Source organism: Geomesophilobacter sediminis (assembly GCF_016458275.1).
GTDB lineage: Bacteria > Desulfobacterota > Desulfuromonadia > Geobacterales > Geobacteraceae > Geomesophilobacter > Geomesophilobacter sediminis.
Window position 1 is genome coordinate 98,679 of record NZ_JAEMHM010000011.1, and the last position, 21,373, is coordinate 120,051.

General features: G+C 62.5%; 25 protein-coding genes. 5 read left to right on the top strand and 20 right to left on the bottom strand.

What is annotated here, in order from left to right:
• Positions 1-250: 250 nt before the first annotated feature.
• Positions 251-751, bottom strand: a complete 501-nt coding sequence (locus JFN93_RS14445) for a chemotaxis protein CheX (protein ID WP_199384802.1) — start codon at positions 749-751, stop codon at positions 251-253.
• A 170-nt stretch (positions 752-921) separates the two neighbouring features.
• Positions 922-1,101: a MerR family transcriptional regulator gene (locus JFN93_RS14450; RefSeq protein ID WP_199384803.1), complete on the bottom strand. Its 180-nt coding sequence runs from the start codon at positions 1,099-1,101 to the stop codon at positions 922-924.
• A gap of 313 nt (positions 1,102-1,414) precedes the next feature.
• On the opposite strand from JFN93_RS14450, the gene JFN93_RS14455 reads away from it, so the two are divergent.
• Positions 1,415-2,395, top strand: coding sequence for an HD domain-containing phosphohydrolase (locus tag JFN93_RS14455; RefSeq protein WP_199384804.1), 981 nt, complete (start codon positions 1,415-1,417; stop codon positions 2,393-2,395).
• A 71-nt stretch (positions 2,396-2,466) separates the two neighbouring features.
• Here the strand turns inward: JFN93_RS14455 and JFN93_RS14460 are convergent, their stop codons facing one another.
• Both JFN93_RS14460 and JFN93_RS14465 read right to left on the bottom strand, forming a co-directional pair.
• Entirely contained in the window at positions 2,467-2,835 is a 369-nt protein-coding gene (locus JFN93_RS14460) for a glutaredoxin domain-containing protein (protein WP_199384805.1), read from the bottom strand.
• Positions 2,836-3,225 carry a S41 family peptidase gene (locus JFN93_RS14465; RefSeq protein WP_199384806.1) on the bottom strand — a complete coding sequence of 130 codons (390 nt, stop codon included), beginning with the start codon at positions 3,223-3,225 and terminating at the stop codon, positions 2,836-2,838.
• A 122-nt stretch (positions 3,226-3,347) separates the two neighbouring features.
• Here JFN93_RS14465 and asnS point away from each other — a divergent pair, with 122 nt between their 5' ends.
• Positions 3,348-4,733: an asparagine--tRNA ligase gene (gene asnS, locus JFN93_RS14470; RefSeq protein ID WP_199384807.1), complete on the top strand. Its 1,386-nt coding sequence runs from the start codon at positions 3,348-3,350 to the stop codon at positions 4,731-4,733.
• Positions 4,734-4,857: 124 nt separating this feature from the next.
• Complete coding sequence (locus JFN93_RS14475) at positions 4,858-5,346, top strand: cupin domain-containing protein (protein ID WP_199384808.1); 489 nt, start codon at positions 4,858-4,860, stop codon at positions 5,344-5,346.
• Between the two features lie 92 nt (positions 5,347-5,438).
• Here JFN93_RS14475 and JFN93_RS14480 read toward each other — a convergent pair whose 3' ends face one another.
• Complete coding sequence (locus JFN93_RS14480) at positions 5,439-6,194, bottom strand: DUF3108 domain-containing protein (protein WP_199384809.1); 756 nt, start codon at positions 6,192-6,194, stop codon at positions 5,439-5,441.
• Between the two features lie 117 nt (positions 6,195-6,311).
• Between JFN93_RS14480 and JFN93_RS14485 the strand changes: the two genes are divergently transcribed.
• A complete protein-coding gene (locus JFN93_RS14485) occupies positions 6,312-6,929 on the top strand; it encodes a chemotaxis protein CheD (RefSeq protein ID WP_199384810.1) in 618 nt (205 codons plus the stop codon).
• Here the strand turns inward: JFN93_RS14485 and JFN93_RS14490 are convergent.
• From JFN93_RS14490 to hpnJ, 3 genes are all read right to left on the bottom strand, one after another.
• Positions 6,926-7,309 (bottom strand): EamA family transporter, encoded by a 384-nt coding sequence (locus JFN93_RS14490; protein WP_199384811.1) that lies wholly within the window; start codon positions 7,307-7,309, stop codon positions 6,926-6,928. The genes JFN93_RS14485 and JFN93_RS14490 overlap by 4 nt on opposite strands.
• A complete protein-coding gene (hpnK, locus tag JFN93_RS14495; RefSeq protein ID WP_199384812.1) occupies positions 7,302-8,168 on the bottom strand; it encodes a hopanoid biosynthesis-associated protein HpnK in 867 nt (288 codons plus the stop codon). Before hpnK ends, JFN93_RS14490 begins: the two co-directional genes overlap by 8 nt.
• Before the next feature lie 104 nt (positions 8,169-8,272).
• Positions 8,273-9,691: a hopanoid biosynthesis associated radical SAM protein HpnJ gene (gene hpnJ / locus JFN93_RS14500; RefSeq protein ID WP_199384813.1), complete on the bottom strand. Its 1,419-nt coding sequence runs from the start codon at positions 9,689-9,691 to the stop codon at positions 8,273-8,275.
• A 205-nt stretch (positions 9,692-9,896) separates the two neighbouring features.
• Here hpnJ and JFN93_RS14505 point away from each other — a divergent pair, with 205 nt between their 5' ends.
• On the top strand, positions 9,897-10,652 hold the full coding sequence (locus JFN93_RS14505) for a phosphorylase family protein (RefSeq protein WP_199384814.1): 756 nt from the start codon (positions 9,897-9,899) through the stop codon (positions 10,650-10,652).
• Here JFN93_RS14505 and ptsP read toward each other — a convergent pair.
• The 12 genes from ptsP to gmd form a co-directional block, all read right to left on the bottom strand.
• Positions 10,649-12,409, bottom strand: a complete 1,761-nt coding sequence (gene ptsP / locus JFN93_RS14510; RefSeq protein ID WP_199384815.1) for a phosphoenolpyruvate--protein phosphotransferase — start codon at positions 12,407-12,409, stop codon at positions 10,649-10,651. The genes JFN93_RS14505 and ptsP overlap by 4 nt on opposite strands.
• Entirely contained in the window at positions 12,390-12,656 is a 267-nt protein-coding gene (locus JFN93_RS14515; protein ID WP_199384816.1) for an HPr family phosphocarrier protein, read from the bottom strand. Before JFN93_RS14515 ends, ptsP begins: the two co-directional genes overlap by 20 nt.
• A 36-nt stretch (positions 12,657-12,692) precedes the next feature.
• Positions 12,693-13,088, bottom strand: a complete 396-nt coding sequence (locus JFN93_RS14520) for a PTS sugar transporter subunit IIA (protein ID WP_199384817.1) — start codon at positions 13,086-13,088, stop codon at positions 12,693-12,695.
• On the bottom strand, positions 13,085-13,948 hold the full coding sequence (gene rapZ, locus JFN93_RS14525; protein ID WP_199384818.1) for an RNase adapter RapZ: 864 nt from the start codon (positions 13,946-13,948) through the stop codon (positions 13,085-13,087). Before rapZ ends, JFN93_RS14520 begins: the two co-directional genes overlap by 4 nt.
• Position 13,949: 1 nt before the next feature.
• On the bottom strand, positions 13,950-14,900 hold the full coding sequence (gene hprK, locus JFN93_RS14530; RefSeq protein ID WP_199384897.1) for an HPr(Ser) kinase/phosphatase: 951 nt from the start codon (positions 14,898-14,900) through the stop codon (positions 13,950-13,952).
• 98 nt (positions 14,901-14,998) lie between these two features.
• A complete protein-coding gene (hpf, locus tag JFN93_RS14535) occupies positions 14,999-15,547 on the bottom strand; it encodes a ribosome hibernation-promoting factor, HPF/YfiA family (RefSeq protein ID WP_199384819.1) in 549 nt (182 codons plus the stop codon).
• Positions 15,548-15,616: 69 nt separating this feature from the next.
• Positions 15,617-17,164 (bottom strand): RNA polymerase factor sigma-54, encoded by a 1,548-nt coding sequence (gene rpoN / locus JFN93_RS14540; protein WP_199384820.1) that lies wholly within the window; start codon positions 17,162-17,164, stop codon positions 15,617-15,619.
• Between the two features lie 214 nt (positions 17,165-17,378).
• Positions 17,379-18,116 (bottom strand): LPS export ABC transporter ATP-binding protein, encoded by a 738-nt coding sequence (lptB, locus tag JFN93_RS14545; protein ID WP_199384821.1) that lies wholly within the window; start codon positions 18,114-18,116, stop codon positions 17,379-17,381.
• Positions 18,097-18,585: a lipopolysaccharide transport periplasmic protein LptA gene (lptA, locus tag JFN93_RS14550; protein WP_199384822.1), complete on the bottom strand. Its 489-nt coding sequence runs from the start codon at positions 18,583-18,585 to the stop codon at positions 18,097-18,099. The genes lptB and lptA overlap by 20 nt, the downstream gene beginning before the upstream one ends.
• Positions 18,582-19,145, bottom strand: a complete 564-nt coding sequence (gene lptC / locus JFN93_RS14555) for an LPS export ABC transporter periplasmic protein LptC (RefSeq protein WP_199384823.1) — start codon at positions 19,143-19,145, stop codon at positions 18,582-18,584. The genes lptA and lptC overlap by 4 nt, the downstream gene beginning before the upstream one ends.
• A gap of 224 nt (positions 19,146-19,369) precedes the next feature.
• The gene (gene fcl, locus JFN93_RS14560) at positions 19,370-20,314 is read right to left on the bottom strand and encodes a GDP-L-fucose synthase (protein ID WP_199384824.1); all 945 of its coding nucleotides are present in this window, start codon (positions 20,312-20,314) and stop codon (positions 19,370-19,372) included.
• A complete protein-coding gene (gene gmd / locus JFN93_RS14565; RefSeq protein WP_199384825.1) occupies positions 20,307-21,356 on the bottom strand; it encodes a GDP-mannose 4,6-dehydratase in 1,050 nt (349 codons plus the stop codon). Before gmd ends, fcl begins: the two co-directional genes overlap by 8 nt.
• Positions 21,357-21,373 lie beyond the last annotated feature (17 nt).

A 21,373-nucleotide genomic window follows, 5' to 3' on the forward strand; every position in this document is an offset into this window, starting at 1 on the left:
TAGGCATCAGCTCGTATATCGGTGCTTCGGCACCGCGCACTCTTCCTCAAAACGGCAGCAGGAGATTTTTCCCTCTTTTCCCAAAGGGAAAAAAATCTGCAGATATTCTCGTTTTACCCGTTTTGCCATCCTTTTAGAAGCTTTATTACCAGAGCGGGCCGTTCCGAAACCCGAGTGTACCCAACAGCAAAGAAAAAGCCCCCGGATGCCGAAGCGGCCGGGGGCTTTTGTTACCTGAGACAGCGGGACACTACATGTAGACCATGACCCGGAAGCTGACCTTGCCGTCCATGGTGGTAAAGGGGATGGTGACCCCTTTGCACTGCACGCTCATGCTGCTCGCTTCCGCTTTCTCTTCGGGAGGCTCCGGCAGCGGACGGATCCGCCCGGAGACGACCAGCGGGAGCCCGAGAGCCACGCTGCCGTACTGCTCATGGTATTTGCTCTTGAACACCCCGGCGATGTTATTGGTAACCTCGCCCATGGCATCGTTGATGGACTCGTCGTCCGGCTCGTCCAGCATCAGCATGGACTTGGCGATCTCTTCCGCCGATTTGCGCTCCGTGGAGAACAGAATGTACCCGACGCGGTCGCCGGCCACCCCAATGATCCCGACGATATCGCTTGCCACCGGGTTGATCTTCTTCTCCACCTTCCCAGCGAAGATATCCATGTCCATGTAGCTCTTGAAGGTGTCCTGAGTTGCGGACATGATGGTGAACATGATCTCTTCAAACGTTATGCTTGCCAAAGGAAAACCCTCCTTGATATCTGAATCAATTGTTGCCACTACCTTTATAGCATCGTCATCAGCTGCAAAAACTTGAGCTTCAATCAGCAAAGAAGGCCGGAAATCTTCGTTGCGGAAGATCCCCGACCCTCCCTCCGCCTGCTTAAAGCTCTTGAGAACGCCAAGTCTCATCAGATCCCGGTCAACTCCTGAAGCTTGAGTTCCAGGTCGTCGCCATTCAGACGCAGCACTTCGCCTTCCCGCTCGGTACGGACCACCCCTTCATCGACCCAGGTCTTCAGCCGTTCCTGCTCCACACCGAATTTGTTGGCCGCCTCTTCCATGGTGTACCATACCTTCTCCAGTAACATGGCCCCCCCTTTCTCCGGAAAATCCGGCGCAAAAAAATAGGAGCGTTCCGCCGGGGGCGGAATAGCCCCTTGTACCACCGGGAGGGGACCATGTCCCTTTCCCCTGTCCTTTCCAGCAGTTCCGTCATTCGGCGGGCTGCCGCCCCGGCACACCGTTGCATGGTACCGCTGATCACTTCCTTGTCAAGAAAGGATCCCCCGGGGACTTCCCTTCACGCCCCGGTGACATATGGCGATTCCGCGGAAATTTTTCCTAAGCAGAAAGAGAAAGCTGCCGATAAGTCAGCAAGAGAAATTCGTGGGAGGATGGCTGATGCACGATCAGGGCAGGGTCAAGGAAGCGGTGCTTTTTGTGGATGACCAAAAAAGCATCCTCAGCTACACCAGAAGCCTCTTCGAAAACCGCGGACTAGAGATCATGACCGCCTCTTCGGCGAAGGAGGCGCTCAAGCTGATCGACGAGCATGACGTCGCGGTGGTCGTCTCCGACAACCAGATGCCCGGAATGTCGGGAATCGAGCTTCTTACCCTGCTCAAGGAACGCTCCCCGCACACCGTGAAGATCATGATGACCGGGCGCGCCGATCTCGACACCACCCTGGCCGCGATCAACAGCGGCGAGGTCTTCCGTTTCGTGCTCAAGCCGTGGAAGGATACCGAGATGCTGCGGGCGGTGAAAGACGGGATTCGCCGTTATCGCATCCTGCAGTCGATCAAGCGGGAGGACGAGTTCATCCTGCACTCGCTGGCGCAGACCATCGAGCTCAAGGACGCCTGCACCCGGGGGCACTGTGACCGGGTGGCGACCCTGGCCCTGCTGATTGCCGACCGCCTGGGGATCGCCGACGAGGTAAAACAGGAGATCCGGTACGGGAGTTGGCTGCACGACTGCGGGAAGATCGGGGTCCCCGAAGCGATCCTCAACGCGGAGCGGCGTCTCACCGAGGAAGAGTTCGCCATCGTGAAGAAGCACCCGGAGTGGGGGTGCGACGTGGTGCGCAAGGCCAACCTTTCCCGGATCGTGCAGGACATCGTGCTCAGCCACCATGAGCGCTATGATGGCAAGGGATACCCCAACGGCCTGGAGGGGGACCAGATCTCGCTGGAGGCGCAGATCGTCTCGGCCGCCGACATCTGCGACGCCCTTTCCACGGACCGCCCCTACCGCCGCGGGCTCACCCGCGAGGAACTGATCATCACCATGCAGGACCACCGGGGCAAGAACCTCTCCCCACGCATCGCCGATACCCTTTTGGACATCATCATCGCCACGGGGTGGCCCCCGCAGAACTAGGGGAGCCTCCCCCGGAGAGGGCGGTCCTGCCGCTCTACCCGGGACTGCCGCCCGGTGCGAGCCGGTGGCGCCTACTTCTTCTTCACCTTATCCAGGGCATCCTCGAATTTCTTCTCGTTGAACCCCCTCAAGATCACCTCGTCGTCCCCGATTACGATCACCGGAACCGCCTGGCTTTGGTACTTCCCGGTCAGAAGCTGCATCGCCTCGGTATCCACCTCGACATCCCGGTTGATGAACGGGATGTTCTTTTTGGTGAAGTACTCCTTGGCGTGCTTGCAGTGCGGGCACCAGGAGGTCGAGAAGAGAGTGATCTTGGGATAGACGATGGCCGCCTCGGGGGCAGCGTTCAGCGGGCTCTGCGGGAGCTGGTCGGCAAGAGCCGGTGCCACCGGCAGGGCCAGGAAAAGGGCGACGAGAAACGTGGCAAGATAGGACATCTATTCCTCCTTGGTCCGGGCCTTGGTCCGCCCGGCGGGCAACGCAAGTTGGCGGCGGGTAAGGGTGAGGGTGATCGGCTTCGCCACCCCGGCCCGGGTGATTTTCAGCATGACCTTCGTCCCGGCCCGGCCGCGCAGGCGGCGTTGCACCATCTGATTGAAGTCACTGCCGAGGGTCGGTTTACCGTCGATGTGGGTGATGATGTCCCCCACCCGCACCCCCGCGAGCTGCGCCGGTCCACCCAGGACCAGCTGTTTCACCACGATGGTGCCGTCGGCACGCGGAGTGCCGTCAATCCCCACCCCGCCGAAATTGATCTCGGAGTTCCCACCGAAACCGGGGCTGACCGACAGCAGCAGTAGCAACAGGGCCATGCACAACTTCATCATAGTACCGGGACCTCCTTTAATAAACTGCAAAGGTATACGCAGGCATTGGCACTGTCAACTATGCTTTTGAGCTCCTCTTACTATGTGTTAACATAGGGAGATCTCAAAAACGGGGTGCTCACATGACAGGACGAGTGAAGATAAAAGAGGCTCTGGCACAGGGAAAGCCGGGACAGGAACTTCTCCTCAAAGGTTGGGTCCGAAGCGTCAGATCCAGTAAAGGGGTCACCTTCATTGTGCTCAACGACGGCTCGAACCTCTCCGGGATTCAGGTCGTTGCGGAGCCGGACCTGCCGGACTACGAGGAGTTTTCCAGGGTCGGCACCGGGAGCGCGCTGGCGATCAGCGGGGTGCTCCAGGAGTCGCCGGGGGCGGGGCAGGCGCTGGAAATCAAAGCAGGGGGATTCGAGATCGTCGGCGCGGCCGACGAAAGCTACCCGATGCAGAAGAAGCGGCACAGCTTCGAGTACCTGCGCACCATCGCTCACCTGCGTTTGCGCAGCAACACCTTCGGCGCCGTTTTCCGGCTCCGCTCGGCGCTCGCCCAGGAGGTGCACCGGTTCTTTGCCGAGCGCGGATTCGTCTACGTGCACACCCCGATCATCACCGCCAACGACTGCGAGGGTGCGGGGGAACTTTTCCGGGTAACCACGCTGGATCCGGTCCGGCCACCGCTGGTGAACGGATGCGTCGACTACGCCGAGGACTTCTTCGGCAGCGCCACCGGGCTCACCGTGAGCGGACAGTTGGAGGGGGAACTTTTCGCCCAGGCGTTTTCCGACATCTACACCTTCGGCCCCACCTTCCGGGCCGAGAACTCGAATACCGCGCGCCACGCCGCCGAGTTCTGGATGATCGAACCGGAGATGGCCTTTGCCGATCTCGCCGCCGACGCCGACCTTGCCGAAGCCTTCATGAAACGGCTCTGCCGCTTCGTGCTCGACGACTGCGCCGAGGACATGAACTTCTTCAACACCCAGATCGACCAGGAGCTCATCGCGCGGATCGAAGCGGTGGCCAACGCGGAGTTCGCCCGGATGGAGTACACCGAGGCGATCGAGCGGCTCAAGAAGGCGCCGGTGACCTTCCAGTTCCCGGTGGAATGGGGGCTCGACCTGCAGTCCGAGCACGAGCGCTACCTGACCGAACAGGTGGTCGGGGGCCCCGTCTTCATCCTCAATTACCCCAAAGAGATCAAGGCCTTCTACATGCGGCAAAACGACGATGGCAAGACGGTCGCGGCCATGGACCTTCTGGTCCCGAAGGTGGGCGAGATCATCGGCGGCAGCCAGCGCGAGGAACGCCTCGACGTTTTGACCGCGAAGATGGAGCAGAGCGGGATTGATCCTGCCTCGCTCTGGTGGTATCTCGACACCCGCAGATGGGGCTCCACTCCGCACGCCGGTTTCGGCCTGGGGTTCGAGCGGGCGATCATGTACCTTACCGGGATGGAGAACATCCGGGACGTCATCCCCTTCCCCAGGACGCCGCGGCACGCGGAGTTCTAGCGCGCCTGGAACCGGCACCGCGGTTGCCGGTAACATTGGAAGAGAAGTCGGGTTAACGGGCGCAGCATGCTGCGCCCCTGCTGTTCAATCGCCTGGTACTGCCAGAAAAAACGGAGCAAGTGACGTGGAAACGATACTGACCGCCCAAGCGCTGATCGAGCGCTACCGATTGCTGCCGCATCCCGAGGGGGGGTACTACCGGGAGGTACACCGCTCCGAACACAGTCTCGCGACTCCGGCTGGATACCCCGGCGAGCGGGTGGCGCTTACGGCGATCTACTTTCTCTTGGAAGAGGGGGATTTCTCCGCTTTGCATACGGTGCGGAGCGAGGAGGTCTGGGTCCATTTGGCGGGGGCCCCGCTGGAGCTGGTGCTCCTGGGGCCGGAACTGGAGCGGCGCACGCTTTCCGCCCCGGGGGAGGATGGTGAGCCGCTGACGGTAGTGCCCCCCGAGGTACTGCAAGGGGCTCGTTCGCTGGGGGAATACACGCTGGTGAGCTGCCTGGTGGCACCGGGCTTTGACTTCGACGATTTCCGCATCCCGCCGCGGGCCGAACTCATAGCCGGGCGTCCGGAAGCGGAAGAGGTGATTACTCGCTTTACGAGGGGATAACGCAAAGACAGCAGCAGTGAAACAAAAGACTATTTTCCCCTGGCTCGTTGTTTCTTCCCCAACGACTAGTATTGTTTAATTGTCTCAGAGCTTCACTGTTTCAGTGCCGACTGTTCGTTCTGCCAGTACGTGCCGCCGATCAGGGTGGCGGTAATGCTTCCGATCTTCACCTTGCTGGTCATCTTGACCGGAAGTCTCAGAACGTCGTCGGTCACCCAGATATGGATGTCACCGGTCCGGGCGAAAATCCCCGGAGACTTGAGCAGCGGCTTCACCACCACCGTCTTGAAGGTGCCCAGAGGAGTCGTGATCTCCTCGCGCCGCAGCACCTGCACCTCGGTCCTCCAAAGCCGCTTGCAATCGAAGATCTCGATGAAAACGGATTTCCCCGGTATCATCTCGATCCCTCGCATGAAATAGATGGCGGAAAGAGTGTCGTAGGTGTTGTTGCCGATCGGGTCCTCTTTCTCGGATTTCCCCCGGTAGTCTTTGGTGAGCGCGGTCTGCTTCCGGTGATCGAAGAAGACCTGCTTGTCGGTATGGGTTCTCCCCTCGTTCATCCGCTCGCGGTAGATCCGCGGCAGTCCCATCTTCCCTCCGGCCCCGGAGCGCATCACGTACGACTCGATCCGGTCGTCGACCGGAAAGAACACCTTGAGCCACGGCAGGGATTTCGTGGTGGAAACGATGCGGATCTCGTCCCCCACGACCTTCGCCTCCTGAACGGTCCTGCCGGCGGAAATCCCGGTCCAGCTCACGTCGTAGACCAGGCGCTCCGGAAGGCTGACCGCGTATCCGGGGATCGCAAACAAGAGCAGTAATATGGCGGAAAGTATGATTTTTTTCATGGCGACAGATTACCCCTTTTCCCGCACCAATGACAAGACCAAAAAAAAGCTTGTCCGCCGGCCTCGCCTCGGGCACTATGCTTGAATGCTGCCGCACCCGGCCACCGGAACCGAATCATGAGAATTGAAACAAAAGGGAGATTTCAGCACGTTACCCTGGAACCGGGCGAGTTCTACGCCTCCCCGCGCCCGGTGACGATCTCCACCCTGCTCGGCTCCTGCGTCTCCGCCTGCCTCTACGACCCGGTCGAGAAGATCGTCGGGATGAACCATTTCCTTCTCAGTAACCGGCGCTACGCGCGCAACCTCCCCACCATCGCCTCGGAAGCGGGACGCTACGGCGTGCACGCGATGGAGCTTCTGATCAACGAGATGCTCCACTTGGGGGCGCGCCGCAAGCGGCTGATGGCCAAGGTCTTCGGCGGGGCAACCATCCTGAAGCAGACCGGAAACATCGGCAACTTCTTCTGCGTGGGTGAGGTCAACTGCCGGTTCATCGAGGAGTTTCTGGCCGAGGAGCGGATTCCGATCGTGGCCAAGGAATTGGGGGGGGAGAAAGGGCGGGTGATCCATTTCTCAAACGGCGACTTCACCGTCTACGTGCGCAAAGTGGAGCGGGGGTCCAGCGAAAGGCTCGCGCTGCGTGACCGCAACTGCTGGCTCAAGAGCATCGAGGTCCAGGAGCTGGCCCTGCCGTCGCAGGAGCTCTGGCTCGACGAGGGGGAGTACGGCTAGGCCCCTCCCCCGCTTTTGGTGATCAGGCCGACGCCGATTGCCACCAGTACCGTCCCGGCCCAGCGCAGCGGGCTCACCGCCTCGCCGAGGACGTACTGGGCCAAAAAGGCGACCAGGATGTAGTTGATGGCCTGCATCGGCAGCGCCACCGAGAGGTCCTCCCAGGAAAGGACCGCCAGCCACAGGAAGAAGAAGACCGCCAGCAGGCAGGTGCCGAAGATCAGCTTCGGGGAAGAGAGCGCCTGCAGCGCCACCGAGAGAATCCCTTTCAGGTTCATCGTCGAAAGATCCCCCAGTTCCTTCATCCCCCGCGCCAGGAGCACGTCCCCGAAGGTCCCCGCCGTCACCGCGATCAGCATCACCACCACCGTCTTAAGCATATTTCTTTTCCTCTCCGCGGTAGTTTCTCAACCGGATACCGAGCCGGGCCATTTTTTCGCGGACCTTCGGGCTGGTCAGGGCCGCGAGCTCATCGTCGTGCCGGTACTCCGGCATCCAGCGGTCCAGCGTCGCGCAGGGGCGGCAGCCGGGGTGAAAATAGATCTCCGTCATGCCGTCGCGCACCGTGTCCAGCGTCGCCAACAGGTAATCCTCGGTCATCCGCCCCGAGTTGTAGAGTCCCTTCACCTCGTCGCTGTAGGTGATGCCGAGCGTGTCGAGCCGCCCGCGGCAGGCGTCGGCGAGCCGCCCGAAGATGAACGATTCCGCAACCTTCCCGACGACCCGCTGGCGGTCCACCGAGAGGTTCGCCTTCAGGTCCTCGCAGGAGAGGCGAAAGCTCGAGATGCCGTAGCGCGGCATGAGCCGGGAGAGGATGTCGAAGACCACCGGGTGCATGTGGATGTTGAGGTGGCCGTCGACGTGGCTGATGGGAAGACCGGTTTCCCGGACCTTCACGATCTGCGCCTCGATCTCGCGGGCGAGCCTTTTGCGTAAAGGCTTCAGGAAGAAATAACGCATCCCGCAGTGGACCGGGTCGTTGTCGAAATTGCCCGACTCGTCCACCAGGTGCGGAATCCCTTCCCGCGGCAGGACGCCGCGCCCCTGGACCAGGGTAAGATGCAGCCCCACCTGGAGTCCCGGGTTTTCCTTGGCCAGCGCCACCGCCTCATCGAACGCCTCTCCCCCCGGCATCAGCGAGGCGCTGGTGAGGATACCCTCCTGCCAGGCCCTGATGATCCCGCGGTTGGCACCGGAGGAGAGCCCGAAGTCGTCGGCGTTGATGATCAGCTGCTTCATGTAAAACCTCAGGTAGCAAAACAGCAAAGAGCAACGTGGCAATGAGCAGTAACGCCAGAGTCTGCGACGTCACTGCTCATTGTTCATTGCTCATTGCTCATTAACTACTGTCCCTGCTTTCTCTTCTGCATGTACTCCAGGTACTGCTTGCCTTCCTTGAGCAGCTTCTTGCGTTCCTTGGAGTCGACGATCATCTTCCAGATGCTCCGGGCGATGTACTTGGGACGGAAGTAGAACTTCTTGTAGAAGAGCTCGACGGCGGCGAAGATCTCCTTGTTGGAGAGCCCCGGATAGTTGATCACGCACTGCTGGTGGCCGTCCGCGTCCAGGAAGGTGTCGGACGCGATCCACCCTTCCTGCTTGGCCAGGGCGTAAAAGTCGGTACCCGGATACGGCGAGGCGAGCGAGACCTGGATGGACTCGAGGTCGAGGTCGATCGCGTACTTGATGGTCTTCTGGATCGTCTCGTGGGTCTCGCCGGGAAGCCCCATGATAAAGGCGCCGTGGATGGTGATCCCGAGCTTTTTGCAGTTCTTGACGAACTCGATCGCCTGCGCCTTGGTGACCCCCTTCTTGATGTTCTTGAGGATCTGTTCGTCACCGGACTCGAAGCCGACGATCACATGATGCAGGCCAGCCTCGCGCATCTCCTTGAGGGTCTCGTAGTCGCAGTTGGCCCGTGCGTTGATGACCCAGGAGACGTTGAGCGGCTTGATCAGCCGGGAGACGGCAACGGCGTGCTTCTTGTCGGCGGAGAAGGTGTCGTCGTCGAAGGAAATCTCCTTCACCTGCGGGAGGTTCTCCTTGATCCACTTCACCTCTTCATAGACGTTTTCCGGGCTGCGGGTCCGCATGATCCGGCCCGAGTAGGTCTGGGGCCAGAGGCAGAAGGTGCAGCGCGCCGGGCAGCCGCGGCTCGTGTAGATCGAGACGTACGGATGCTTGATGTGCGGGATGATGTACTCCTCGATGGGGAGGTCCCGGGCGTAGATCTGGCTGGAGAACGGGAGGCTGTCCAGGTCGGTCAGCGGCGGACGGTCCTTGGTCTGGTGGAAGACGCCGTCCTTCAAAAAGGCGATCCCGTCGACCTCCTCCCAGGAGCGCCCTTCGCAGATCTCTTTGACCGCGTAGTCGAATTCGCCGCGGCAGACGATGTCGACCGCGCCTTTGGCGAAACGGAGGCTTTCCTCGGGAAGTACGGTGACGTGGGGACCGGTCAACACGGTGATCGTGGCAGGTTTCTGGGCTTTGATCCGGCGGGCGGTTTCGACGTCGATGGCCAGGGTCGGAGTCGAGGTGTACATGACCACCAGGTCGAAATCGAGCGCTATCTTCAGGCAGCCGTCCAGGTCGAGCCGCTGCACCGGGGCATCCACCACGCGGGAGCCTTCGATCATCCCGGCGGGATAGGTGAGCCAGGTCGGGAACCAGAAGGAGGTTACCTCGCGCGAGGCCTGGTAGCGTGCCCCCGCCCCGCCGTCAAAATCCTCGAAGGTGGGGGGGTTGAGAAAGAGCGGTTTCATAGCATTCCTCTTAGGCAAAGGGTTGGAAAAAAAGCAAACCCCGACAATAATGTCGAGCCGGAATTTTGTCAAGAGAAACCGCGGGATGGCGCTTAGCCGTTGCCCGGCACAGGCGGTATCTGGTACAGTGCGGCACTCGGATCGGACCGATCAGATCCGACGGATCGGTCCGATCGGTCCGATGATTACCAGCAAAGGAACCGACATGAAGAACCAAACCATCGGCGTGATCGCCGCGATGCCGGAGGAGATCGCACCGTTTTTGAAAAGGGTCGGAACCTACCGCAAGGAAAGCTGCGGCGGGTGCAAACTCTACCGTTTTTCGCTGGGGGAGACCCGGATCGTCCTCGTCGAGTCGGGCATGGGACCGGCCCGCGCCGCGGCGGCCGCGCGGGTCCTGCTGCAGGAGGCGACGCCCCGGCTGGTGGTGAACTACGGATTGGGAGGCGGGGTACGCCCGGGGATCAGCGTAGGCGACCTGGTGCTGGCCCAGCGGGTCGTGTGGCTGGAGGGGAACGCCTTCCGGCAAGCCGCCGCACCCGACCGGGAAATCTCCGACCGCCTGGCCGGCCATGCCGCGGCGGCGGGCCAGCCGATGGCCCGCGGCACCTTCGTCACCGCCGCGGCGATCACCAGCAAGGAGCGCGTCTCGGCGCTGCTCCCGCCAGCCGAGCCGCATCCGGTCTTGGAAATGGAAACGGCCGCGATCCTTGAGGTCGCGGCCGAGGCCGGGGTGCCGGTAATTGCGCTGCGGGGGATCAGCGATGCCGGGGACGAGGAGCTCGGCTTCTCGCTGGACGAGTTCACCGACGCCGAGTTCAACATCAAGATCTCCCGGGTCCTCGCCACGGTCGCCCAAAGGCCCCGGATCATCCCGCAGCTGATCCGCCTGGCGGGTAACTCGCGCCGTGCCGCGGAAAACCTCGCGCGGCTTCTGGAAACCGCCCTCCCCGCGCTCTAGTCGAAACTCTCCGAAAAGCGCGCCGAAATCTCCGACTTCAGGTACGACTCCACCTCGGCCGCGGTGGCGAAGGTCAGCGCCTTGGCGGCCACCTGGGTGGCCTCCGCCTTGGTGCAGCGGCGCAGGATCTTCTTCACCCGCGGGATCGAGATCGCGTTCATGGAAAGCTCGTCGAAGCCGAGCCCCAGGAGGATCGGTAGGTACATCGGCTCCCCCGCCATCTCCCCGCAGATGCAGGCCTGGATCCCCGCCGCGTGGGCGGCGTTCACCACCATCTTGAGCGACCGCAAGACCGCCGGGTGCAGCGGCTCGTAGAGCGAGACCAGGTGCTCGTTGGTCCGGTCAATCGCCAGCGAGTACTGGATGAGATCGTTGGTCCCGACGCTGAAGAAATCGACCTCGGCGGCCAAAAGATCGGCGATCACCACCGCGGAGGGAATCTCGATCATGATCCCCACCTCCAGGTTCTCGTCGAAGGGGTGCTTTCCGCCCAACTCGAGCTTGGCCTCCTCCAAAAGGGCCTTGGCGGCGCGGACCTCGGCGACGCCGGAAACCATGGGAAAGAAGACCCGCACCTTCCCCAGGGCGCTCGCCCGCAGGATGGCGCGGAGCTGGGCCTTGAACGCCTCCGGGTGGCGCAGCGACAGGCGGATCGCGCGCATCCCCAGGGCGGGGTTCATCTCGTCGTCCAGGTCCAAATCGGGAAGGAACTTGTCGCCGCCGACATCCAGGGTGCGGATGGTGACCGGCTGGGGGGACATGGCGCGGACCGCGGCGGCATAGAGGCGGAACTGCTCCTCTTCGTCGGGGAGCACGGTCCGGTTGAAGAAAAGCATCTCGGTGCGGTACAGGCCGATCCCATCCCCACCGTGGCGGCGGATGGAGTCGATCTCCTCGAGAAATTCGGCGTTCCCCTTGAGGAGGATCCGGTGGCCGTCCGGGGTCTCGGCAGGGAGGTCGCGCAGCTTGAACAGCTCCCGTTCCAGATACTCGAAGCGCTGCTTGCGCTGCAGGTAATCGCGGAACTCCTCCGGCCCCGGGTTCACGATCACCACCCCGGAGGCCCCGTCGATGATCACCATGTCGCCGTTGGCGACCTCCCGGGTGACCCGCTCCATCCCGACCACCGCCGGCACCTCGAGGGCGCGGGCGAGGATCGCCGAGTGCGAGGTTTTCCCCCCCAGGTCGGTGATGAACCCGATCACCTTGCTCTTGTCGATCTGCAGGATGTCGGCCGGGGAGAGCTCGTGGGCGACCACGATCACCTTACCCTCGATCTGGGCGAGCGACTCCTGCTTCTCCCCCACCATGTTGCGCAAAACCCGCTCCACGACGGTTTCGACGTCGCCGGCGCGTTCGCGCAGGTACTCGTCTTCGATCCCGTCGAAGAACGTCTTGATCTTTTCCAGGGTCCTTTTGAGGGCGCCTTCCGCGTTGATCCCGAGGCTGCGGATCGACTCGGCGGTCTCCCCGATCAGCATCGTGTCGTCCAGAAGCATCAGGTGCGCGTCGATCACGCAGAGATGCTCCGGGCCGCGGGTGGTCATGAGCTGGTCGCGCAAAAAGGAGAGCTCCGCCTTGGCCCGCTCCACCGCCTTGGCGAAGCGGGAGACCTCGGCAGGGATCTCCTCGGGGGAAAGCTCGTACTCGGTCACGTTCACCCGGCGCCGGTCCGTGATGCGGACCCGGCCGATGGCGATCCCGGCCGAGGCTCCGACCCCCTGCAGCGTCCTTATTTCACTCCTCTCCGAACCCATTGCGGATCAGATCCCCCACCGCGGCGAAAGCCTCGGCCTCGTCGGCCCCGGCCACCCGCACCATGATGCTGCTCCCCTTGGCGGCGGCGAGCATCATGATCCCCATGATGCTCTTGCCGTTCACCTCGACCCCTTCCCGCTCGATCTTGATCTCGGAAGCGAACCGGCTGGCGGTCTTTACCAGAAGCGCCGAGGCCCGGGCGTGCAGTCCGAGTTTGTTAGGTATGACGAATTCCTGCTCCAGCATGTAGTGTCACGGGTCGGCGACCCGTCCTCCTGTGGCTTACTTCCTGAGGTAGTCTCCGGCCACCGAGATCCCCTCCCGGCCGCTGTCCTTGAGCCGGTAGGCGAGCTCGCTCACCCCGCACTTCTCCCGTTCCTGAGTGAAACGGATCAGCATGGGGAGGTTGACCCCGGTTAAGACCTCCACCTTTCCCTCCTCCAGGAAGGAAAGACTCATGTTGGACGGGGTGCCGCCGAACATGTCGGTCATGATGATCGCGCCGTCGGCGGAGACCCGCTCCACCGCGCCCTTGATGGCGTCCATGACGTCCGTTGCCGAGGTGTCGGGGGTGATCCCGACCGTCTCGGCCAGTTGCACCGGACCGACGATCATTTCCGCGGCCGCCAAAAGCTCGTCCGCCACCTTCGCGTGGGCGACCAAAAGTAGTCCTATCATCCCAGCCCCTTCTCGATGTCCCTGTGGGTAATTTTGATGTTGACGTTCTTAGCCTTGAAATAGCGGTACAGCTCGTCGGCGATGGCAACGGAGCGGTGCTTGCCGCCGGTGCAGCCGATGGAGACGGAAAGGTACGATTTCCCCTCGCGCCGGTAGCCGGGAAGGAGGTACTCCAGCATGTCGCGGAAGCGCTCCAAGAAGACCCGGGTCTCCTCGTGGCGCAGCACGAAATCGCGCACCCCTTCGTTCAGCCCGGTGAACGGGCGGAGCTCCGGCACGAAGTAGGGGTTGGGGAGGAAGCGGACGTCCATCACCAGGTCGCTCTCCAGCGGAATCCCGTAGCGGTAGCCGAAGGACTGCAGGTTCACCTGCATCTCCAGCGCCCCCTCGTTCCCCTTCACGGTGGAGATCACCAGCTCGCGCAGCTGGTGCACGTTCATCTCGGAGGTGTCGATGATGGCGGTCGCGATGCGGCGCAGCCCGGCGAGCTGGTCCCGCTCGAAGCGGATCCCCTCCGGGACCGAGGCCCCCTCCAGCGCGGGATGGCGCCGGCGGGTCTCGGAAAAGCGGCGGATCAGGACCTCGTCGGTCGCGTCGAAGTAGAGGATCTTGACGTTGTGCCCCGCCTTCTCGATGGCGGCGAAGACCTGGTCGTACCCCTTCATGAAATCGCGGCTGCGGATGTCCATGACCAGGGCGACGTCCTTCACGTCCTCGCGGGAGTGCTCGACGAGCTCGATGAAGGTGGTGACCAGGGAGACCGGAAGGTTGTCCAGGCAGAAGAACCCCTCGTCTTCGAGGGCGCGGACCGCGGTCGATTTGCCCGAACCGGAAAGGCCGGTGATGATGACGATGCGCACGCTATTCCACCTCGTTTCCGATGGCGCGGATCTCCATCCGCGCCAGGAGCTTTTCGTGAAATTCCTTGGCCGAATGGTAACCCATACCCTTCAGGAGGAAGTTACGCGCCGCGACCTCGATGATGGAGGTGAGGTTGCGGCCGGGGCGGACCGGGACCTTCAGGTGCGGCAGGTCGACACCCAAGATGGTCTTCACCTCGTCGTCGATCCCGAGCCGGTCGTACTCCTGCTCGGGGTTCCACTCCAAAAGCTCCAGGACCAGGTCGATGATCTTCTTTTCGCGGATCGAGGAGACCCCGTAGAGGTCCTTGATGTTGATGATCCCCAGCCCGCGGATCTCCATGTGGTACTGGATCGTCTCCCCGGCCTGTCCCACCAGCGCCGCCGGCATCTTCTTCTTGATGTGCACGATGTCGTCGGCCACCAGGCGGTGGCCGCGGATCACCAGGTCAAGGGCGCACTCGCTCTTGCCGATGCCGCTTTTGCCCAAAAGGAGCACCCCCACCCCGAGCACGTCCACGAGCACGCCGTGGATGTGGGTGGCGGGGAGCAGGCTCTCCTCGAGAAACTTCGTGATCAGCGAGATGAAGGTGGAGGACTGGTGGTGCGTCACCAAAAGCGGAATGCCCGCGCTCCCCGCGGCGCTTTTGAGAAAGTGCGGGGGATCGAGCCCCTTGGTGACGATGAAGCAGGCGATCGGGAAGGAGCAGAGGGTTTCGATGTGCTTGCGGCCGATCTCTTCCGGGATCTGCCGCAGGTAGGATATCTCGGTGTGCCCCAGGACCTGGACCCGGTCCGGGTGCAGATGCTCGGTGTAGCCGGTCAGAGCCAGGCCGGGTTTTTGAATGCGGGAGCTGTAGAGCCGGTTCACCAGCCCGGCCTCGCCGCCGATGAGCCGCAGGTCGAGGCCGTAAGCCTTGTCCTCCAGAAGGTCCTTGATACTCAGGCTCATGTTCTTCAAATGGGAAACCTCTCCCCCGCCTCCGGACCGGCCGGAAGCGGCGTCGGGGGCTTCAAAGCGAAGCCCCCGACCTTCAATCCCTCGACCCGCTAGACCCTTTCCGGGGCGATCAGGCCGTAGTTGCCGTCCTTACGACGGTAGACCACGTTGATGTTTTCCGTGCTCGACTCGGTGTAGACGAGAAAATCCTTGTGCAGCAGTTCCATCTGCATCACGGCTTCCTCGACCGACATCGGCTTCATGGAAAAGCTCTTGGTCTTGATGATGACCGGGGCGGCGGCGGGAGTCTCGAGCCCCTCAGCCTGAACGATCGACTTCTGCACCTGGCGGGACTTTCCCTCGGCGGCCGGCTTGTGCGCCTTGATCCGCTCTTTGTAGCGGGAGAGCTGACGCTCGATCTTGTCACCGACGGCGTCGAGCGAGGCGTACATGTCGTTGCTCTCCTCGGCGGCCTTGATGGTGATCCCCTTGGCGGTGATGGTCACTTCCGCTTTGTGGCGGATTTTTTCTACGGTAAGGAAGGCCTGGACGACAATGGGCTCGTCGATGTATTTCTTCACCCTCTCCAGCTTCTCTTCGGCGTAGCTCTTCAGGGCTTCGCTCGGCTCCATGTGTCTAAAAGTCGTCGTTATCTGCATACTGGTACCTCCCTTTATTGTAATGCCCGGTCCCTCCCCCCGGTCGCGGCAGGGAAAGGCCGATGGAAACTAGAAATGCTTCTTGCGCTCCGAGGAGGATCCAATCCGAAGCATCTCGCGATACTTCGTAACCGTCCGCCTGGCGATGACGATGTTGTGGGTGGAAAGAAGCTCGGCCAGGCGCTGGTCGCTGTAAGGGCGCTTGGGGTCCTCGGCGTCCACGAGCTCCTTGATCTTGCTCTTCACGCTCTCCGAAGCGATGAAGTCCCCCTCCCCGGTGGAGATGCCGGAGTTGAAGAAGTACTTCAGTTCGAAGAGCCCCTGCGGGGTCTGCATGTACTTGTTGGTGGTGACGCGGCTGATGGTCGACTCGTGCATCCCGATGTCCTCGGCGATGTCGCGCAGGACCAGGGGGCGCAGGTACTCGATGCCGCGGTCCAAAAAGTCGCGCTGAAACTTCACCAGGCTCTTGGCCACCTTGAAGATGGTGCGCTGGCGCTGCTGGATGCTCTTGATGAGCCACATCGCGGAGCGCATCTTGTCGCCGATGTACTCCTCGGCCTGCTTGTCCAGGGAGCGCCCCACCTTCGCCTCGTTGGTGTAGAGCGGGTTGATCCTGAGGTTGGGCATGCCATCGTCGTTCAAGAGGACCACGTAGTCGTCGCCCACCTTGTGCACGAAGATATCGGCGGAGATGTACTGAACGTCCTCCTGGCCGAACATCCGCCCCGGCTTGGGGTCCAGTTCGGCGATGATCTTGGAGGCGGCGAGGATGTCGGCGATCTCGACCCCGAGCACCTTGGCGGCCTGCTTGTACTTGCGGCTCTCCAGGTCCTTGAGGTGGTCGCGCAAAAGCGCCTCGACGATGGTCCCCCCCATTCCCAGGCTCTCCACCTGGAGGAGCAGACACTCGCGCAGGTCGCGGGCCCCGACGCCGACCGGGTCGAACTCCTGGATCCTTTTCAGGACCGGAAGGACCTGGGGCTTGAGCACCTGGTCGGCGAAGCGGTCCGACGCCTCGGTGATCTCGGCGGCCGCGGATTTCTCGGTGAGACCCGCCTCGCCGAGCACCTGGTGGCGAAACGGCTCCACCAGCACGCAGGCGGTGGCGATGTCCTCCACGGTGGCGCGCAGGTAGCCGTCCTCGTCGATGTTGCCGATGATCTCGGCGCCGATGGCCATCTCCCCTTCCGTGAAGCGGACCAGGCTCAGCTGCCAGAGGAGGTGGTCGGCGAGGGTCGACTTCTTGGTCAAAAGGTTCTCGAAGGAGGGGCGCTCCTCGTCGTCGTAGTACTGTTCGCCGGCGCTGTAGTTGTAGCCGTCGATGTAGGAGTCCCAGTCGGTGTCGCGGGTTTCCTCGCCGGCCCGCACCTCCTGGAAGTCGCTTGCCGCCGACTCCGGCTCCGCCTCCTTCTCGGAGAGCTCGATCTGCTCGGGCTCCCGGATCTCTTCCTGCTCAGGGACCTCGTCCAGGATGGGATTTTCCTCGAGCTCCTGACGCACCACATCCTGCAGCTCCAGCCGCGAGAGCTGGAGAAGCTTGATGGCCTGCTGCAACTGGGGGGTCATCACCAGCTGCTGGCTCATTTTCATCTGCTGGCGCATCTCGATAGCCATAACACCTCTTCTAAAAACCGGAGAAGATTCTGCGTACTGCCGGAAGTCGCGTTTACCGCCCCGACGCCGTCGGCGCCGCGGAAGCGGTAAAACTCATGAAAACTGTCGGCGGGCTCGGCTGGGTAAGCTCACGCCGCGTCCCGCGCCGCTTCGCCGCCCCCTCCCCTGCTTTTAATTATAATGCATCTGCGGAAAAATCTCCCGCAGCGGCTGTTCAGAGCCGGAATTTTTCCCCGAGGTAGATCTCGCGCGCCTTCTTGCTCTGGGAGATCTGCACCGGGTCGCCGCATTCGAGCACCTCACCGGAACTCATGATGTAGGCCTTGTCGCACACCCCGAGCGTCTCGCGGACGTTGTGGTCGGAGATGAGCACCCCGAGCCCCTTTCCCTTCAGGGAGGTGATGATGTTCTGGATGTCGATCACCGCGATCGGGTCGATCCCGGCAAACGGCTCGTCGAGCAGGATGAAGGCGGGATCGGTCGCCAGAGCCCGGGCGATCTCGACCCGGCGCCGTTCCCCCCCGGAGAGGGCGAAACCGCGGCTCCCGGCGATGTGCTCGATCCGGAATTCCCCCAGGAGCTCCTCGACCCGCTCGCGACGGCGCGCCGGCGAGATCGGCATGGTCTCCAGGACCGCCAGCAGGTTGTCCCGCACCGTGAGCCGGCGGAAGACCGACGGCTCCTGCGGCAGGTAGCTGATGCCGCGGCGGGCCCGCTGGTACATGGGGAGCCCGGTGATCGCCTCGCCGTTCAGGTAAACCTGCCCGGCGTCGGGACGGGCCAATCCTACCACCATGTAGAAGGTGGTGGTCTTGCCGGCGCCGTTGGGGCCGAGCAGCCCGACCACCTCGCCGGAGGAGACCGTGAGGTCCACCCCCTTCACCACCATGCGCCGGTCGAACCCCTTGGCGAGCCCCTCGGTGTAGAGGGTGCTACGGTTTTTTGCCGGCATCCTTGCCTCCGGGGTGGATTACCGCTTCCACCCGCTCGTTGGGTCCGCCGGTCACCTCGCTCTTTTGCTCGTCGACGTAGTAGGTGATCACCTTTCCGGTGATGACGTCCTCACCCTGGAGCACCTTGGGAGAACCGTCGAGGATGATCTTGCGCGCCTTGTTGTCGTAGGTGGCGTGGGAGCCGAATGCCTGCCGGGTCCCCTGGTGGATCCGGACGTTGCCGAACGCCTCCACCCGGCTCAGTTCATGGCCGTCGGCGCCGTAGCTGATGACCACCCGGTCGGCGAGCAGGGTCATGTCCCCCTGGCGGGCGACCACCTTCCCCTCAAAGACCGCGGTCTTCTTCTCATTATCGGCATGGAGCTCGTTTGATTTAATTTTTAATGGTTCGCTGCTGGTGGAGGCCGCCCCGGCGAGAGAGCTCAGCAAAAGGAGGAGCAGCGCCCCGAAAAGGGTCGATCGCATCATCTTCTCCCTCCGAACTCCGCGGCAACCGCGCTGAGCAGCTGCAATCTTCGTGTTTGCGTCCAAAACTTCATCCCTACACCTTCCACCGTCATCCCCCGGTCGCTGAAGTTCACCTTGTCCCCGGTCTCCAGCCGGGAAGGCGCAGCGAGATAGGTGAGGCTTTCGGTGGCGAAATGCGTCCCCTTGCTGCCGTCCCCCTCCACGTGACCGGTGAGGCGGACGTTCTTGGTGGCATGGTCGTATTCGGCGCGCTCGGCGGTTACCTTGAAATCCCCGGCACTTTTGTCGGTGATGAGAAGCCGCACCTTGAACAGGGAAGTCTTGTTGGTTTCCCGGTTGTATTCGGCACGGTCCGCGGAGAGGTCCCACTTCTTCACCCCTTCCCGGGTCTCGGTGAAGTGGATGCCGCTTAAGGAGACTCCCACCTTGACCGGGAGTCGGGGAACCAGGGCCGGCGCTTTGCCCCCCCGGCTGCGCACGAAAATCGTGACGATCAGGGCGAGGGCGGCAACGACCGCCACGAAGGCGAGTAGACGCTTGATATTATTGGCTTTATCCATGAATGCGTGCTGAAGTATACCATCATCGAAAATTGGTGTAAAGCGTTTTTGCCGGCAAACGAGCCGTTTTGGCACAGAGATTGAAAAAGGACGCAAAAAGCGCGCCCTCTCAATAATTTGCCGCGGTTTCGACCGAGGTTCAGCTCCGATCGGACGGATCAGACCGGTCGGCCCAATCGGTCCACGAAGGGAGACCGGCGCCGAAGGGACCAGCCCCCCGGACCCTAGCCTCTCACCCCGCCCCCCTGGTTTTCCAGGTACCAGGCGTAGGTGGAGTTGAGCCCCTCTTCCAGGGTGATCCGGTGCCGCCAGCCCAACTCGTGAATCCGGCTCACGTCGCTGAGCTTGCGCGGGGTCCCGTCCGGTTTGCTCGCATCGAAGACGAGCCCCCCCTTAAACCCGACCACCGCCGCCACCTGCTCGGCCAGCGCCCGGATGGTCAGCTCCTCCCCGCTGCCGATGTTCACCGGCTCCCATCCTTCGTAGTTTTCCATCAGGAACAGGGACGCCTCGGCGACGTCGTCGACGTGGACGAACTCGCGGTACGGGGTACCGCTCCCCCAGATCACCACGTTTTCAGCTCCCGACGCCTTCGCCTCGTGGAACTTGCGGATGAAGGCAGGGAGCACGTGCGAGGTGGTGAGGTCGAAGTTGTCGTTGGGGCCGTAGAGGTTCGTCGGCATGGCGCAGATGTACCGGGTCCCGTACTGCCGGTTGTAGGACTGGCACATCTTGATCCCGGCGATCTTCGCGATGGCGTACGGCTCGTTGGTCGGCTCCAGCGGGCCGGTCAGGAGCGCGTCCTCGCGGATCGGCTGCGGCGCGAGCTTCGGGTAGATGCAGGTGCTCCCCAAAAGGAGGAGCTTTTGCACCCCGCTCAGATACGACGCGTGGATCACGTTGTTCTGGATCATCAGGTTGTCGTAGATGAACTCAGCGGGGTAGCTGTTGTTGGCGACGATCCCCCCGACCTTGGCCGCGGCGATGAAGACATACTCGGGGCGCTCCTTCTCGAAGAAGGCCCGGGTCGCCCCCTGCTCGCGCAGGTCGAGCTCGGCGCTGGTCCGCGTAATCAGGTTGCGGTACCCGGCGGCCTGGAGGGTCCGGACGATGGCCGAACCGACCAGCCCGCGGTGGCCGGCGACGAAGATGCGCGCCCCCTTATCCATTGGCCCGAAGCTCCCGCTGCGCGAGTTCCAGGTCGGCGTCGGTCATCATCTCCACCAGCTCGCGGTAGGAGGTCTGCGGCGCCCAGCCGAGCTCGCGCTTGGCCTTGGTCGCGTCCCCCAGAAGGAGATCGACCTCGGCGGGGCGGAAGTACTTCGGGTCGATCTCGACGACGATCTTGCCGGTCTTGGAGTCGATTCCCTTCTCGTGCACCCCTTCCCCCTGCCAGATCAGCGGCATGTCGAGCCGCGCGAAGACCAGCTCGGCAAAGGAGCGGACCGTGTAGGTCTCGCCGGTGGCGACCACGTAGTCACCCGCCTCCGAGGCCTGCAGCATGCGCCACATCGCCTCGACGTAGTCGCCGGCGAAACCCCAGTCACGCTTGGCTTCGATGTTTCCCAGGTACAGGCACCTCTGCATCCCGAGCTTGATCCGGGCGGCGGCCCGGGTGATCTTCCGGGTCACGAAGGTCTCGCCGCGGCGCGGGGACTCGTGGTTGAAGAGGATCCCGTTGCAGGCGAACATCCCGTAGCTCTCGCGGTAGTTCTGGGTGATGTAGTAGGCGTAGGCCTTGGCGCAGGCGTAGGGGGAGCGGGGATAGAAGGGAGTGGTCTCCTTCTGGGGGGTTTCCACCACCTTGCCGTACAGCTCCGAAGAGGATGCCTGATAGAAGCGGGTATTGATGCCGGTCTCCCGGATCCCTTCCAGAATGCGCACCGCGCCCAGGGCGTCGACCTCGGCGGTGTATTCGGGGACGTCGAAGGAGACCCGGACGTGGCTTTGGGCACCGAGGTTGTAGATCTCGTCGGGGCGGATCTCGCGCAGGATATGGTTGATCGAGCTCGCGTCGTTGAGGTCGCCGTAGTGAAGCAGGAGGTTCGTGTCGCTTTCGTGGGGATCGCGGTAGATATGGTCGATGCGGCCGGTATTGAACGACGAGGAGCGGCGGATCATCCCGTGAACCTGATATCCCTTGCCGAGCAAGAGTTCGGCGAGGTACGAACCGTCCTGGCCGGTGATGCCCGTTATCAATGCTTTCTTCATGCATCCTCCGAAAAATT

Coding starts and splice junctions, on each gene's coding strand:
- JFN93_RS14450 (WP_199384803.1), bottom strand. CDS start 1,101: ATGTTACTGGAGAAGGTATGGTACACCATGGAAGAGGCGGCCAACAAA.
- JFN93_RS14455 (WP_199384804.1), top strand. CDS start 1,415: ATGCACGATCAGGGCAGGGTCAAGGAAGCGGTGCTTTTTGTGGATGAC.
- JFN93_RS14460 (WP_199384805.1), bottom strand. CDS start 2,835: ATGTCCTATCTTGCCACGTTTCTCGTCGCCCTTTTCCTGGCCCTGCCG.
- JFN93_RS14465 (WP_199384806.1), bottom strand. CDS start 3,225: ATGATGAAGTTGTGCATGGCCCTGTTGCTACTGCTGCTGTCGGTCAGC.
- asnS (WP_199384807.1), top strand. CDS start 3,348: ATGACAGGACGAGTGAAGATAAAAGAGGCTCTGGCACAGGGAAAGCCG.
- JFN93_RS14480 (WP_199384809.1), bottom strand. CDS start 6,194: ATGAAAAAAATCATACTTTCCGCCATATTACTGCTCTTGTTTGCGATC.
- JFN93_RS14485 (WP_199384810.1), top strand. CDS start 6,312: ATGAGAATTGAAACAAAAGGGAGATTTCAGCACGTTACCCTGGAACCG.
- JFN93_RS14490 (WP_199384811.1), bottom strand. CDS start 7,309: ATGCTTAAGACGGTGGTGGTGATGCTGATCGCGGTGACGGCGGGGACC.
- hpnK (WP_199384812.1), bottom strand. CDS start 8,168: ATGAAGCAGCTGATCATCAACGCCGACGACTTCGGGCTCTCCTCCGGT.
- hpnJ (WP_199384813.1), bottom strand. CDS start 9,691: ATGAAACCGCTCTTTCTCAACCCCCCCACCTTCGAGGATTTTGACGGC.
- JFN93_RS14505 (WP_199384814.1), top strand. CDS start 9,897: ATGAAGAACCAAACCATCGGCGTGATCGCCGCGATGCCGGAGGAGATC.
- ptsP (WP_199384815.1), bottom strand. CDS start 12,409: ATGGGTTCGGAGAGGAGTGAAATAAGGACGCTGCAGGGGGTCGGAGCC.
- JFN93_RS14515 (WP_199384816.1), bottom strand. CDS start 12,656: ATGCTGGAGCAGGAATTCGTCATACCTAACAAACTCGGACTGCACGCC.
- JFN93_RS14520 (WP_199384817.1), bottom strand. CDS start 13,088: ATGATAGGACTACTTTTGGTCGCCCACGCGAAGGTGGCGGACGAGCTT.
- hprK (WP_199384897.1), bottom strand. CDS start 14,900: ATGAGCCTGAGTATCAAGGACCTTCTGGAGGACAAGGCTTACGGCCTC.
- hpf (WP_199384819.1), bottom strand. CDS start 15,547: ATGCAGATAACGACGACTTTTAGACACATGGAGCCGAGCGAAGCCCTG.
- rpoN (WP_199384820.1), bottom strand. CDS start 17,164: ATGGCTATCGAGATGCGCCAGCAGATGAAAATGAGCCAGCAGCTGGTG.
- lptB (WP_199384821.1), bottom strand. CDS start 18,116: ATGCCGGCAAAAAACCGTAGCACCCTCTACACCGAGGGGCTCGCCAAG.
- lptA (WP_199384822.1), bottom strand. CDS start 18,585: ATGATGCGATCGACCCTTTTCGGGGCGCTGCTCCTCCTTTTGCTGAGC.
- lptC (WP_199384823.1), bottom strand. CDS start 19,145: ATGGATAAAGCCAATAATATCAAGCGTCTACTCGCCTTCGTGGCGGTC.
- fcl (WP_199384824.1), bottom strand. CDS start 20,314: ATGGATAAGGGGGCGCGCATCTTCGTCGCCGGCCACCGCGGGCTGGTC.
- gmd (WP_199384825.1), bottom strand. CDS start 21,356: ATGAAGAAAGCATTGATAACGGGCATCACCGGCCAGGACGGTTCGTAC.